The sequence below is a fragment of the Antarcticibacterium flavum genome (assembly GCF_006159205.1).
Taxonomy (GTDB): Bacteria; Bacteroidota; Bacteroidia; order Flavobacteriales; family Flavobacteriaceae; genus Gillisia; species Gillisia flava.
Genome location: NZ_CP040812.1, coordinates 3,061,701 through 3,075,005, shown reverse-complemented (window position 1 = coordinate 3,075,005; position 13,305 = coordinate 3,061,701). Strand labels below are relative to the sequence as shown.

At 41.6% G+C, this 13,305-nt stretch carries 11 protein-coding genes and 2 tRNA genes; 3 read left to right on the top strand and 10 right to left on the bottom strand.

The genetic code is table 11. From position 1 onward, the window contains the following. Position 1 precedes the first annotated feature (1 nt). Genes FHG64_RS13310 through FHG64_RS13300 form a run of 3 tightly spaced genes read left to right on the top strand, consistent with a single transcriptional unit; the run spans position 2 to position 2,299 of the window. Positions 2-739, top strand: a complete 738-nt coding sequence (locus FHG64_RS13310) for a carboxymuconolactone decarboxylase family protein (protein ID WP_139066864.1) — start codon at positions 2-4, stop codon at positions 737-739. A gap of 14 nt (positions 740-753) precedes the next feature. Further along, positions 754-1,836 (top strand): alpha/beta hydrolase, encoded by a 1,083-nt coding sequence (locus FHG64_RS13305; protein WP_139066863.1) that lies wholly within the window; start codon positions 754-756, stop codon positions 1,834-1,836. 1 nt (position 1,837) lies between these two features. Beyond that, the gene (locus FHG64_RS13300) at positions 1,838-2,299 is read left to right on the top strand and encodes a (R)-mandelonitrile lyase (RefSeq protein ID WP_139066862.1); all 462 of its coding nucleotides are present in this window, start codon (positions 1,838-1,840) and stop codon (positions 2,297-2,299) included. 4 nt (positions 2,300-2,303) lie between these two features. Here the strand turns inward: FHG64_RS13300 and FHG64_RS13295 are convergent, their stop codons facing one another. From FHG64_RS13295 to FHG64_RS13250, 10 genes are all read right to left on the bottom strand, one after another. Beyond that, on the bottom strand, positions 2,304-2,753 hold the full coding sequence (locus FHG64_RS13295; RefSeq protein WP_139066861.1) for a DUF6730 family protein: 450 nt from the start codon (positions 2,751-2,753) through the stop codon (positions 2,304-2,306). 17 nt (positions 2,754-2,770) lie between these two features. Next, positions 2,771-3,637: a relaxase/mobilization nuclease domain-containing protein gene (locus FHG64_RS13290; RefSeq protein ID WP_139066860.1), complete on the bottom strand. Its 867-nt coding sequence runs from the start codon at positions 3,635-3,637 to the stop codon at positions 2,771-2,773. Then, a complete protein-coding gene (gene mbpA, locus FHG64_RS13285) occupies positions 3,634-3,930 on the bottom strand; it encodes a mobilization protein MbpA (protein WP_139066859.1) in 297 nt (98 codons plus the stop codon). Before mbpA ends, FHG64_RS13290 begins: the two co-directional genes overlap by 4 nt. Positions 3,931-4,049: 119 nt before the next feature. Then, positions 4,050-4,907 (bottom strand): toprim domain-containing protein, encoded by an 858-nt coding sequence (locus tag FHG64_RS13280; protein ID WP_139066858.1) that lies wholly within the window; start codon positions 4,905-4,907, stop codon positions 4,050-4,052. A gap of 300 nt (positions 4,908-5,207) precedes the next feature. Beyond that, the gene (locus FHG64_RS13275) at positions 5,208-6,416 is read right to left on the bottom strand and encodes a primase-helicase family protein (protein WP_139066857.1); all 1,209 of its coding nucleotides are present in this window, start codon (positions 6,414-6,416) and stop codon (positions 5,208-5,210) included. Positions 6,417-7,452: 1,036 nt separating this feature from the next. Next, positions 7,453-7,538: transfer RNA gene (locus tag FHG64_RS13270), tRNA-Leu, on the bottom strand. 88 nt (positions 7,539-7,626) lie between these two features. Beyond that, a tRNA-Gly gene (locus FHG64_RS13265) sits at positions 7,627-7,699 on the bottom strand. Between the two features lie 402 nt (positions 7,700-8,101). Next, positions 8,102-10,729, bottom strand: a complete 2,628-nt coding sequence (gene mutS / locus FHG64_RS13260; RefSeq protein WP_246054108.1) for a DNA mismatch repair protein MutS — start codon at positions 10,727-10,729, stop codon at positions 8,102-8,104. Positions 10,730-10,988: 259 nt separating this feature from the next. Further along, entirely contained in the window at positions 10,989-11,342 is a 354-nt protein-coding gene (locus FHG64_RS13255) for a hypothetical protein (protein WP_139066856.1), read from the bottom strand. Positions 11,343-11,461: 119 nt separating this feature from the next. Continuing rightward, positions 11,462-13,297: an ABC transporter ATP-binding protein gene (locus FHG64_RS13250; protein ID WP_139066855.1), complete on the bottom strand. Its 1,836-nt coding sequence runs from the start codon at positions 13,295-13,297 to the stop codon at positions 11,462-11,464. Positions 13,298-13,305 lie beyond the last annotated feature (8 nt).

Genomic DNA, 13,305 nt, shown 5'->3' with positions numbered 1-13,305 from the left:
AATGAAAGAATTTAGCAGAAAAATAATATTGACCTTGTTGGTAGGGATGATGTCTCTTGGCATTACTACAAATGCCCAACAGCAAGGAACAACAACGGAAAAGGCACTAAGCCTTAAACAACAATCCATAGTTTCCATTGCAGCTTTAACGGCAACTGGCAATTTAGAAGACTTAAAACCTGCCTTAAATGACGGGCTTGATGCGGGTCTAACCATAAATGAAATTCAGGAAATAATTATTCATCTTTATGCGTATGCTGGTTTTCCGCGTAGTATCCACGGGCTTCAAACTTTTATGACGGTCTTGGATGAACGTAAAGCCAAAGGCCTCAACGACAAAGTGGGCCCGGAGGCTTCTACAGTTACAAACAACCGCTCAAAGTACGTACGTGGCAAAGAAAATCTGGAAAAGCTTACTGGGAAACCTCTGGAGGGGCCAAACAAAGGCTATGCGGCCTTTGCCCCGACAATAGAAGTTTTTCTGAAAGAGCATCTCTTCGCCGATATTTTCGAGCGGGATGTGCTGAATTATCAGCAAAGGGAACTGGTTACTGTATCTGTACTCGCAGCCCTTGGTGGGGTAGAACCTTTCATGCGATCGCATATGGACATCGCCCTATATCAGGGGGTGACCTCCGGGCAGCTGGAACACCTCGTGGATTTAATAGAAGAAAATATTGGTGAAAAAGAAGCGGACGCGGCGGAACAGGTATTGGAGGAGCTTTTAAAGAGCAAATGATTTAAATGAAAGAAATGAAACAAACAATCACAATAATTTTAATAGCAGCAATAATGAATACCGTATATGCTCAATCCCCTCAAAAGGAACTTCAATTAAATCCTTTTGGATTGGTATATGCTGACGCCATTATTGAAAATGTCAAGGGGAAGGTAAACATCCATCCTGTGACTTATAAGATTAATAATATTGAAATAGCAGCCAATGTTTACACCCCTGCAAATTTTGATCCCTCCAATAAGTATCCCGCAATAGTCATTGCACATCCTAACGGGGGTGTAAAAGAGCAGGTTGCGGGTTTATATGCACAACGATTAGCAGAACAGGGTTACATTACTATTGTAGCAGATGCAGCTTATCAGGGTGCAAGTGGCGGTACCCCTCGAAATGTTGATAAGCCCGTACATCGTATTGAAGATATCCACGCTATGGCCGATTATATTACCCAACATGGAGGTGTGGACAAGGATAGATTAGGACTGCTGGGCATTTGTGGTGGTGGAGGATATTCTTTAAAAGCGGCACAGGCAGACAAAAGGTTTAAAACGATTGCCACATTGAGCATGTTTAATTCGGGAGTGGTAAGGCGCAATGGTTTTATGAACTCACAATTACCAAGCATTCAGGAGCGATTAAAGGAAGCATCAGATGCCCGGGCGTTAGAAGCTGCCGGAGGTGAAGTAAAGTACGCTGCTGATATAGAGTGGTCCGATGAAATGGCAGACAAAATGCCGTTTGATTTATATCGAGAAGGCCACTACTACTATCACAGAACACACGCACACCCCAATTCAACCTTCAGGTATACGATGAGCAGTTTGATGGATTTAATGAGATTTGATGCCAGTACTAATATGAACCTAATCACTCAACCCTTACTAATGATCGCCGGAAGCAAAGCAGATACATTTTATATGACAGATGATGCTTTTAATAAAGCTCGTAATGCCAAAAATAAAGAGCTACTTCTAATTAATGGAGCTACTCATATAGAAACATACTGGAAACCAGAATATGTATCGCAGGCGGTTAACAAACTAACTGATTTCTTCAGTAAATACCTTGGAACAAATGACAATAAAGAGAAAAATATTTAAAATGGCATTGGCTTTAATAGCCCCAATCATAATTTCCTGCAACCAATCTGGAGATAACGGTACATTAGAAGATCCATTCCCGAAAGGTGAAAAAATAAACAGCGAAAATTTCACAGGTATTGTATATGTAAATATGCTTGCGCCAAACGATACTATTCATAATATTTCTATGGGAAATGTCACTTTTGAACCAGGGGCAAGATCAAATTGGCATTATCATCCCGGAGGACAGGTTTTAATTATAACTCACGGAGAAGGCCATTATCAGGAAGAGGGAAAAGACGTACAGATTATTAGCGCAGGTGAGGTTATTAAATGCCCTCCCAATGTCAAACATTGGCACGGTGCCTCGCCAGAGGAGTCAATGACTCATACCGCCATTAGCACAAACATAGATCAAGGGAGCGTAGTCTGGCTTGGACCCGTGACCGCTGAAGAGTATAGTCAGATAGAAAGGGAATAAAATCTTACTTTTCATCATTTATCCACTGGAAATATTCTGCTTTAACTTTAGGATATGCTGAAAAGAAATCCTCCTGGAGCTGATGTTCTGATTGCAGAATCGTACGATAGATTTTCAGGCTTTCTTCCTGTTGAGCCTTAGTGGAATAGCTCAAGTAGCCGATCACCCCCAAAACAAATACTCCCAGTGCTCCGAAGAGGATGAGAAGATAGTTAGGAATGATCCTGGCATTCTTTAGTTTTTGATTAATAGACTTTAAAATTTCATCCCTTGCCTGACTTTCCAATTCCTGCCTTTCTAGAAATTGGTTCAGGTTCTTCTCCAGCGCTTCCGCGCTGATGGGGATGCTCAGCTCTTTTAATTGCTTGGAAAGCAATTGAAGCTGCAGAACAGCGGATTTAAAATCTGCCATTTCATCAGCCATCAGTTCCATGATCTCGTCTAATTTTTTCATCGCTCAGGATTTTTATATCACATACCAATTCCCGTATCCAATGCTCTTTTAATAACTCCTTTGATGAGTTCTTTGCCTATTTTGGTTGTAAGACTAGCACTTAATTGTACTGTTTTGTCCAGGATCTGCAGGCTTTTGGGCGCTTCAATTGACCTGCTCCAACTTCTGTTCTGCAATATTTCAGCAATAAGTCTATTGCCACTCATGTTCCGGTGCACCTCGCTTGCTTTGAGATTTACTCCTTTAAATTCAAACCGAAACCCCTGTAGCTGATGGGATTTGTTAATAATAGGTATCATTTTCACCTTATGATCTTGCATGAGCCTGATATAAGCGTTGAGCGACTTTGGCCTAGAACCCAAAACTTTTTCATGGATCTTTCTAATTTCCTGACGGATTCCATTTAATTCCTGAAGCCTTTCCCGTTGTACCTCCCGTACCCTTGTAAGTCCTAATTCTTTTGCCACATTATCTGCAGCCAGTTGGCTCCGCTTTCCAATAAAATTGTCTTTGTAAACTTCTCCTGTAAGACTGATCCTGTTGGCATAAATATGAATATGGGTATGCTGTTTGTCCCGGTGTACAAATGCGATTACCTGATGGTTTGTTAACTTCATCTCCTGTAAAAACTTTTGAGCGATTTCTCCCAAATCTTTCCTGCTCATGTTCTTTCCATCTTCTACGGTTGGACTTACAATAAAACTCAGGGTATTATTGGTGCACCGTTGGTTTTGGGATTGGATGATCTTGAACTCTTCTGTAATTTCCACGGGTGTGTCTCCGGCCAGATACTCCTTAAGCACCACTTCAGCTTCTTTTTCCTGATTCCAGCCATACGCAATAGATGCTCCTGTTCTGGAAATGGAATGTCCTTTCCCGATCATTTTTTAAAGTTTTTTAAATGGTTTCTTATTTCTTCGGCAAGCTTCTCCACCGTTGCAGCCAGTTTCGGATCCCGCTTTTTAAACATATTGCTGATTCTGGAAAAATTGTTCTTGTATTGTACCAGCATCCGGTAATGCTCTAATTGCTCAGGAGTGATCAGTTCAACAACATTTCGTTCAAAGGCAGTGGAACGAAGATATTCTGAAAGGGAAATCCCTGCTCTGGCTGCCCTTCTTTTGAGTAGCTTTTTCTCGTAAATCGAACACCGTATCTGAATGTACTCCCTTCTCATTTTTATCTTTTTTTCCTTTGCAACCTCCGGGCGTAAAACAAGATTGTCATTACAATGACACATCTTGCTTTGCTACTCAAAAAAATAGAACACTTCCGTTAGGTAATTTCTAATTGTAATCATTTTGTATTCAGAAGTTTTTCATTTAAGTCTTTAAAGCCTGTATAAATTGAACTCCTATCGATGCTTCTTGAGCAGCTTCTTAAAATATTACCTGTGGCTTCTATACCTGAAAAATCCCTGTCCAGGTATAAGTTAATGGTAACGTAGTTTTCTAAAAGAGGTAGTATCTCGGGAATGAAGGAAAGGGAATTCAGAATCAGCAGATCTGAATTTTTTACTTCTGCCGGAGATATGATGGCTAGCGATAATAGATCAAACATTCCTTCCAAGACTATAATATGTTGTTTACCCTTCTTCCTATAAGAGTAACTCTTTGGTGAGGTAGAACTTTTAGAGTACAAATTCCGAAGTTCCCATCCGTGCAATTTGTTCTCAAGACCCACGGCAAAGAATTTCCTTTCATTGCATTTATACCAAATTTCCCTACAGTAGGTTCTAGCTACCGAAATTGGAATTTTTCGAGAAATAAGGTACTTCTTCAGTAATGGGTGTTCTATTGTTTTCACCCCGAGTACTTTGTTTTTAGGTTTAGTTTTCCTTTCCCTTGATTGGTAATTACCATAGTATGATAATACCGGCAGTTCATTTGAGAAATAAGATAATGCATCTATAACCGAACAATTAGAAATAAGGCATACTAGATCTATCACGTTTCCTCCTCTTCCAATTCCGAAGTCGTACCACCTGTTCAGAGGAAGAGAAACTTTAAAAGAGGCCTGTGTTTCTGACCGAAGGGGACTCAGAAACCAGGCTTCTTTTTCCGATGTGCGGCTCGGAAAGTGCCCAAACTTTTCAAGAGTTTTGACGATGCAAATGCTTCTGGCTCTTTCACAGCTTATTCTTTTTGTTTTCATCAGCCTTTTATATTTCAAATTTGGTTCTGTGTGGACATCTAACTCTTCTCATTATTCATCATTTTTATTTTGATGACAGTTTGATGACAATTTGATGACAGCCGTAACCCTTGCTGTTACTGGTCTTATCTTATTTTATCATCAAATCATCAAAAAATAATAGACTTTCAGCCATTATACCCCGAAAACAGTTTTCATTTTGATGATTTGATGACAGCAGCTGAAACCCCCAGCAAATACTGGAGGTTTAACGTCATCATTTTTTCATCGTTTCATCATTTTTCCTTTGAAGAACTCAATTCAGCTGAATTTTTCCTCTTCGAAGTTCTCAACCAGGAAACTTTTATTTACAGTGAAATAGCGTCCTTTAGCATCCTGAAAGTTGGTACTGCCATCTGACCAAATGACGAACTTCCGGTAGTTGTTGGAATTAGACTGGTTCTCCAGTTTCCAATCCCTCTTCAGGATCTTTCTTATTTGGGTGAGATCTGTTCGCAGCCTTGTTTTGCTGATGGCATTGAAGGCATCCAGCGGACAGAGATCGAGATGATCCAGGTCGTGGTTTTCCATTACCATAACCAATATACCGGCTAATTCTCTTTCCACACGGTTCCGGTTGTTCTGAACCAGCTTCTTAAGGGCAGGTGTTTCTATTTGATCAGCGGAAAACCACATACGGGTTTGGTGTTTGGTAGATAGCTTTCGTTTCTTCAGGTAATTCAGAAAAGTTGGAATTTCTACAGCTAAGGCTTCAAGAAATTCTGTTTGCTCTTTTGCTATGGAAGGCACCTGTATTACCCAGAAACGGGTTTCGTGGTGGTCGATCTTTATGAAGTTTTCTTCATTATTACTGCATAGGATAAACTTACCGAAGAACTCTACTTCCCGTTTGTCTTTTCCTTTAGCCTCTAGTTTATTAAAATTTGTAGTGCTTAAGTATTTGATCCTTTCAGTTAGCTCCTCTTTATTAAAGAGCACTTCATCGATACAAATGAGGAGTTTATTGGCCCAGTCAGAATTGAACTGGCTGGTAAAGCTGTCATTGGTGAGATAAGTTAAGTTGTTCTCAAAGATCAATTTCAGCCACTTCAGAAAAGTACTTTTTCCTGTTGAGCGTTCCCTGGATACCAGGCAAAGGATCGGAAGGATCTGGGTAGGTTTTACATACAATAATTGCAGGTAGTCAAGACCCAGTTCATAATGACTTCCAAAGATGTGCTTAATAAAATTTAAAGAAACAGGGCATTCACCTTCACCCAATATATGGCTCAGCGGTGCATAAGTGTTGTAAAAATTGTGGTAGGAATATCTAAAATTGAGATGATCTGGAATACAAGTGAAGCCATCAAACTTCGGAATTGCCGCGAGATATGTCTTCCCATGATCCTGCCTAATGGTTTCGATATTCCAGGGCACTAAGGATTCAACTATATGACCTGAAATACTTGGTGTTTTTACCTGCTTATAATATTGGGTTCCAACTCTAATATATATATCCTGTTTTTTCATCCATTGGAATCTTAATGTATTGACAAAACAACATTTCAATTTAATCAAATAAACAATTGATTATCAATTATTTACAAAACATATGTTTTAATTGCGAATAATACTATTTAAAAACAAATAATAGGAAGACCAATTTTTTTCTATATAAATGACATTATCTGAATAGAAAGTAAAATTTGGTTCTATAGAGGTTTTTAAAGGAATTGCCTTGAAAAAAGTCGAAAGAGGATAAATTTGGCATAAAGTTCTTTCCGATATGTCTTCTCTAGGTCTTAAAAGTAAGGAAGCAACCCTAATGGTTAAATGGAGCCGTGAGAATATAGCAGAAAAAGCTATTTTGTTTTCAAAATTTCAGTTTTCCCGCCACTTTACTGAGCAGGTGGAGCTTTTACAAGCTGAGGTCCAAATCTTTACTTTTTGCACCCCGAGCGTTTTCCATTTTTTGATTTAATCTTCAATGAAACTGAATATAAAATAATCAATTCTTTCTTTTCAGTTTCTGTATCATTTACTTCCCGCAGAGCCCTCGCCGTTACCATTTTTTGATTGCCTGTTAATTTGGAATTTAGAATTAGGATAGGACGTATTGAAAATTAGGATGGTGAAGCAAAATTACCTCCCAGTCCGGCTAACTTCTAAATCCCATAACTTTGCTTTTCCTAAAAAAATGGTGACGGTGATGTTGGGGAAAAGCTTAAGAAGGGACTACTCTCCTTTGCTTGGTAATGACCTTTTAAAAAACTGAAGGGGCTTTATTTTTGACCGAAGGAACTCGAAAATAAAGCTCCTTCTTCCACTTCTATTTGAGCTCCCATTTTTATGGGTGCTCCGCTTTTAACGCTTCTCCTTATCTAGATCAGAAACTAAATCTAGGCCCCTGAAATAGATTTAACTTGATATGCCTATTGAAACTAACTAAATGACTATAAATAAAATGACTGCTCTAGTATTTGTTGAAATGTCGGGAAAGGGTCGGGAAAAGGTCATAATAAAAACCAAAAAACCCTGATAATCAAAAGAATATCAGGGTTTAAAGTACTCGGAGCGGGACTTGAACCCGCACGACCGTTGCTGATCATTGGATTTTAAGTCCAACGTGTCTACCAATTCCACCATCCGAGCGTGGATCTTCTAAAAAATAATTTTGGATCTCAGGTCCTTGTATCGAACCCAAAAACAAAAGTTGCTTTTAAAACGGTATGTCATTAAGAGCGAAAAACGGGATTCGAACCCGCGACCTCCACCTTGGCAAGGTGGCGCTCTACCAACTGAGCTATTTTCGCGAATTTTAAGAACTTCTCACGCCTTACGGGTGATCACAATGATTAATTGCGAGTGCAAATTTAAAACAATTCCATTAATAGCAAAGGTTTTTTTGTAAAATTTGAAGCTAAAATAGTATTGAGATATTAGTATTGAGAATTGAGACTTTGATAGGAGAGTCTAGAGTCTGGAGTCTAGAGACTAGACTCTGGTTTCTATACGCGAGCCTAATTCTCAATTACCTGAACGTTTGTATCTTTTAACCACAAGGACACAAAGTACGGCACAGAGATCCCCGGAGTATTTATAATTTACACGCCCCGACTATCCACTCTCCTCTTTCCACTCTCCACTAAAAAAAAGTCTAACAGCGAAGCGGTCTAACATCTAAACTCTAGCAGCGCCAGCGGTCTTTTTCCATTTTACGCCTTCGCCTTCTTCTGCTTACTCCCCAGCATCCTCTTGATCTCATTGAGCTTCATCAATGCCTCTACCGGGGTAAGTGTATCTATATCTATGTGAAGCAATTCTTCTTTCAGTTCTACCAGCAAGGGATCATCAAGGTTGAAGAAACTAAGCTGCAGGTCGTTCTCTGCGCTTTGCTTTAAGACAGCACCTGCATCCTCCATTTGATGTGATTTCTCGAGCTTTTTCAGGATCTTATTGGCCCTGTTTAGTACCTGCTGTGGCATTCCTGCCATTTTCGCAACGTGGATCCCAAAACTATGAGCACTGCCACCGGGAACAAGCTTTCTAAGGAACAGCACATTGTCTTTAAGTTCCTTTACAGAGACATTATAGTTCTTGATCCTGCCAAAGGTCTCTCCCATCTCGTTGAGCTCATGATAATGGGTGGCAAACAATGTTTTGGGCCTTGCAGGGTGCTCGTGTAGATATTCTGTAATAGCCCAGGCGATGGAAATACCGTCATAGGTACTGGTACCCCGGCCTATCTCGTCCAGCAACACCAGGCTTTTATCTGAAATATTATTCAAAATACTTGCAGTCTCATTCATCTCCACCATAAACGTAGACTCGCCCATGGAGATATTATCACTGGCACCAACCCGGGTAAAGATCTTATCCACCAGGCCAATCCTGGCGCTTGCCGCCGGTACAAAACTGCCCATTTGGGCAAGCAGGACGATAAGGGCGGTTTGCCTTAAAATGGCCGACTTACCACTCATGTTTGGCCCCGTGATCATAATTATTTGCTGCATTTCCCGGTCCAGGTAAACATCATTGGCAATATAGCTCTCCCCCGGCGGCAATTGCTTTTCGATTACCGGGTGGCGGCCTTCCTTGATGTCCAGCTCCCCTGAATCTTCTATAACAGGCTGAATATAATTCTCCAGGATCGCATGTTTAGCAAAAGAGCAAAGACAATCTAGCTGACCTATCAACCTTGCATTTTGCTGCACAGGCTGGATGTAATCTCCCAGCCAAGAAACCAGTTTCCCGAAAAGCTCCTGCTCCAGCTGCTGTATCTTCTCCTCTGCCCCCAGGATCTTTGATTCGTATTCTTTAAGCTCCTCGGTAATATATCTTTCAGCATTTACCAAAGTTTGCTTTCTTATCCAGGTAGAGGGCACCTTGTCCTTATGAGTGTTCCTTACCTCGATATAATACCCATACACATTATTGCTGCCAATCTTAAGCGATGTGATGCCGGTTTCCTTTGTCTCCCGCTCCAGCATCCCGTCCAGATAATCCTTGCCTGAAAAGGCTATATTTCGCAATTCATCCAGCTCGGGATAAAAACCTCTTGCAATACATTCTCCCTTAAGGATATTCACCGGGGCATCCTCATTTAATGTTTCCTTTATCTTTGATCTTAACACCTCGCAATGCTGCAACTGGTCTCCAAGGACCTTAAGTGCCTCCTCCCCGCATTCCATCGCCAGGGTTTTTACCGGCACTATGGCATCCAGGGAATTCTTGAGGTGGACCGCCTCGCGCGGGCAGATCTTCCCGGTGGCTACTTTGGAGATAAGCCTTTCCAGGTCGCTTATTTGTTTTATATGCTGCTGGATCTTATCGAGCTCATGGCGGCTCCCCATTAAATGGGCGACCACCTGCTGCCTGCTCTTAATCCTATCAGGATTTTTAAGCGGCAATGCCAGCCAGCGCTTTAGCATTCTACCTCCCATGGGAGAGATAGTTTGATCTATAACTTCCAGCAGGGTTACGGCATTTTGCGCAGTGGAATGATATAATTCAAGATTCCTTATGGTGAACCTGTCCATCCACACGTATTCCTCTTCAGCAATACGGTTAAGCGCAGTGATATGCTGCAGTTTGTGGTGTTGAGTTTCCCCGAGGTAGTGCAACACCGCCCCGGAGGCTATGATCCCTTCAGTTAAATGATCAATACCAAAACCTTTAAGGGTCCTGGTTTTAAAATGCTCATTTAAGGATTCGTATGTATAGTCATATTTAAATACCCAGTCTTCAAGGTAAAAGCAGTGAAAGGCATCTCCAAAGGTCTTTGTGAATTCCTTCCTGTAATGCTTTTGCACCAGCACCTCACTGGGGCTGAAGTTTTGGAGTAGTTTATCAATATACTCTGCATTCCCCTGGGCGGTCAAAAACTCGCCGGTAGAGACATCCAGGAAAGACACCCCCAAACTCTTTTTACCATAATGCACGGCACAAAGAAAATTATTGGATTTGCTGTTAAGCACCTCATCGTTCAAAGACACCCCCGGGGTTACGAGCTCTGTAACACCACGCTTCACAATGGTCTTTGTCATCTTTGGGTCCTCCAGCTGGTCACAAATTGCAACCCGAAGCCCTGCCTTAACCAGTTTTGGCAAATAGGTATTAAGAGCGTGATGAGGAAAACCCGCAAGCGCAGTTTCACCTTCACTTCCGTTCCCCCGTTTGGTTTGGACAATATTGAGGATCCTGGCGGTGCGTACAGCATCGTCACCAAAGGTCTCATAAAAATCTCCCACCCTAAAGAGCAGCAAAGCATCTGGATACTTCGCTTTTATCGCGTTGTACTGCTTCATCAAGGGAGTTACCTGCTGTGCTTTTTTGGCTGCCAATTTCTTCGGAATTTAATTGAGGCTAAAGTACTTATTCCTCTTTTCTACTGAAAATATAAGATACGGGATTTATCCCGAATTATTCACAACAAAATAGCCCCGCTGTGAATATCGATCCTGTTGCTAAAAAACAGTATCCGGGCCACCTCGATTCTATAAACCAGGCTTATTTTTACTCCAAATGAGCAGAACAACCTTTATTAAAAAGTTATTTCTCCCACATATAAGGCTATAATTGTAAGCTGAAGGTTTCCCTTGCCTAGTTCCTTATCATCAAAGTAAGATCTGCAGGACTTAAGCGGGTAATGGATTCCTGAAAGAAATAATTCTCCTGCGATTCCCCAACATTCACTGCCCTTACCACATAGGTATATTCTACAGTTAGCTGAATGACCATCTCTTCTCCCGGGGCAAGTAAGCCTTTCCTTTCGAAATCCTCACTGGTAAACCCCTGCAGGTAGATCTCGATCTCTTCCTCGGTATCATTTTCAAGGGTAAGATCGTAATTAGCATCGCCCGGAATAAAATCCAATTCGTCATCACTGTTCTTATGGCAGCCGGTAAATAGTATTGCTCCCATAAGGAGAACAAGGATCAACATTTTCTTTTTCATAAATCATACATTTTAAAGGAACAAAGTAAACAATTATCCCGAAATTTTTATTTTTTCAGCTTACGTAAATTATCATTTAACATTAAAATTCGAGCTGTCATTTTTTAAAATTCAAAATACTATTGATATCCTGCGGCCTGCAGCCTGAATAATTCCGCATACAGCTTATCGTTTTGCATCAACTCTTCATGTGTACCAATTTCCAGGACACTTCCGTTTTTTAGTACCATGATCCTGTCTGCGATCCTAACAGTACTAAACCTGTGGGAAATAATAACGGCGGTCTTTCCTTCTGTAAGCTTAATAAATCGATCAAAAGCTTCAGTCTCTGCCCGGGCATCTAGTGCAGATGTGGGTTCGTCCAGGATAAGTACCTCCGCATCCTTCATATACGCCCTGGCGATAGCAATTTTTTGCCACTGCCCTCCTGAAAGGTCTTTCCCCTGTTTAAATCTTTTTCCAAGTTGCTGATCATATCCCCGGGGGACCGAATTTATCACTTCATTGGCAAGGCTTTTTTCTGAAGCCCGGTCAATACGCTCCTGGTTATTTATTTCTCCAATCTCGCCCATAGCAATATTCTCCCGCAGCGTGAGTTCAAATTTGACAAAATCCTGAAAGATCACCCCGAAGTATTGCTGATATGCGGTTTGGTCATATTCCTTCACCGGCACCCCGTCCAGCATGATCTCCCCTTCTGTAGGTTCATAGAACCTAAGCAGCAACTTGATAAGAGTGGTTTTACCTGCCCCGTTCTCTCCAACAAAGGCGAGCTTTTCCCCAGCCCTAAGATCAAAATTTATATGCCGCACCACCCAAATTTCAGATTTTGGATACTTGAACCCCACATTCCTGAATTCAAAACCTTTTTGGATCTTCTCCGGTAACGGCAGCTTCTCCATGGTTTCCTCATCATCGGTATATTTAAGGTCCAGAAACTCGAAGTAATCCTGCAGGTAAAGGGCACTTTCAGTAATTTGGGTAAAACGGGTAAAGAAACCCTGCAGCTTTGATCTCAACCTGTTAAAGGAACCCGAAAGAAAAGTAAGATCCCCAAGGCTGAAGATGCCCGCAACGGTCCTGAAAATAATAAACACATAGGCCCCGTAATAGGCAGCAGTACCAATGACATTAAAGAAGGACCCCCAGGCAGCACGTTGTTTCGCCAGTTTTTTACTTTGCAGGTAATATTTATCTGAAAGATTCTTAAACCGTAAGGCAAGATAATCTGAAAGTCCGAACAGCTTCACCTCCTTGGCCGTAACATCACTTGCACCCGCATAGCGTAAATAATCCAGTTCCCGCCGCTCCTGGGTCCAGCTCCTGGCAAGGGAATAACTGGTCCCGCTGAATTTTATTTCATTGATAATTGTTGGAACAATAGAAACTACCAGCAAAATGATAAGCCAGGGTTCAAATGCCACCACCCCGGTGAGCAGGGACAGGATCACGATCACATCCTCCCCCTGGGTAAGGATATTCGACATCAATCCAACCCGGCCCGTAGTTTGTTGCCTCGCCCGCTCCAGTTTGTCATAGAATTCTGAATCTTCCAGCTGGTCCAGGTTTAATTCTGAAGTCTTTTTAATGATCTTAACCGAGGTGTTGATGGAATACTGGTCCCCCAGCAGCGCATCGCTAAGGCTTATCCCTCGACTAAGAAGGTCTGAAAGGATAGCCAGGCCAAACTCTGCCGCTACCAGGACCCAAAGCCGATCAAGGTCGCGAACATCTGCAGCTATTTGCAACACCACCTCATCGATGATCAACTTTCCCACCCAAAGCATGAGTACCGGCAGGATAGCGTTAACCGTGCGGCAAAGCAGGTTGGCATAGAAAAGTAACGGATTCACTTTTCTTATTTCTTTGAAGAACCGGGGAACAAACTTCAGGGAAGCGAAACTCTCCCTGAAGTTGATCTTATTGGGTTCCAGCGTGGATTTTGGTCTTGGCAATTTTTTTT

Bases quoted from the DNA above. Each gene is read 5' to 3' on its own strand.
- FHG64_RS13310 (WP_139066864.1), top strand. From the start codon at position 2: ATGAAAGAATTTAGCAGAAAAATAATATTGACCTTGTTGGTAGGGATG.
- FHG64_RS13305 (WP_139066863.1), top strand. From the start codon at position 754: ATGAAACAAACAATCACAATAATTTTAATAGCAGCAATAATGAATACC.
- FHG64_RS13300 (WP_139066862.1), top strand. From the start codon at position 1,838: ATGGCATTGGCTTTAATAGCCCCAATCATAATTTCCTGCAACCAATCT.
- FHG64_RS13295 (WP_139066861.1), bottom strand. From the start codon at position 2,753: ATGAAAAAATTAGACGAGATCATGGAACTGATGGCTGATGAAATGGCA.
- FHG64_RS13290 (WP_139066860.1), bottom strand. From the start codon at position 3,637: ATGATCGGGAAAGGACATTCCATTTCCAGAACAGGAGCATCTATTGCG.
- mbpA (WP_139066859.1), bottom strand. From the start codon at position 3,930: ATGAGAAGGGAGTACATTCAGATACGGTGTTCGATTTACGAGAAAAAG.
- FHG64_RS13280 (WP_139066858.1), bottom strand. From the start codon at position 4,907: ATGAAAACAAAAAGAATAAGCTGTGAAAGAGCCAGAAGCATTTGCATC.
- FHG64_RS13275 (WP_139066857.1), bottom strand. From the start codon at position 6,416: ATGAAAAAACAGGATATATATATTAGAGTTGGAACCCAATATTATAAG.
- FHG64_RS13255 (WP_139066856.1), bottom strand. From the start codon at position 11,342: ATGAAAAAGAAAATGTTGATCCTTGTTCTCCTTATGGGAGCAATACTA.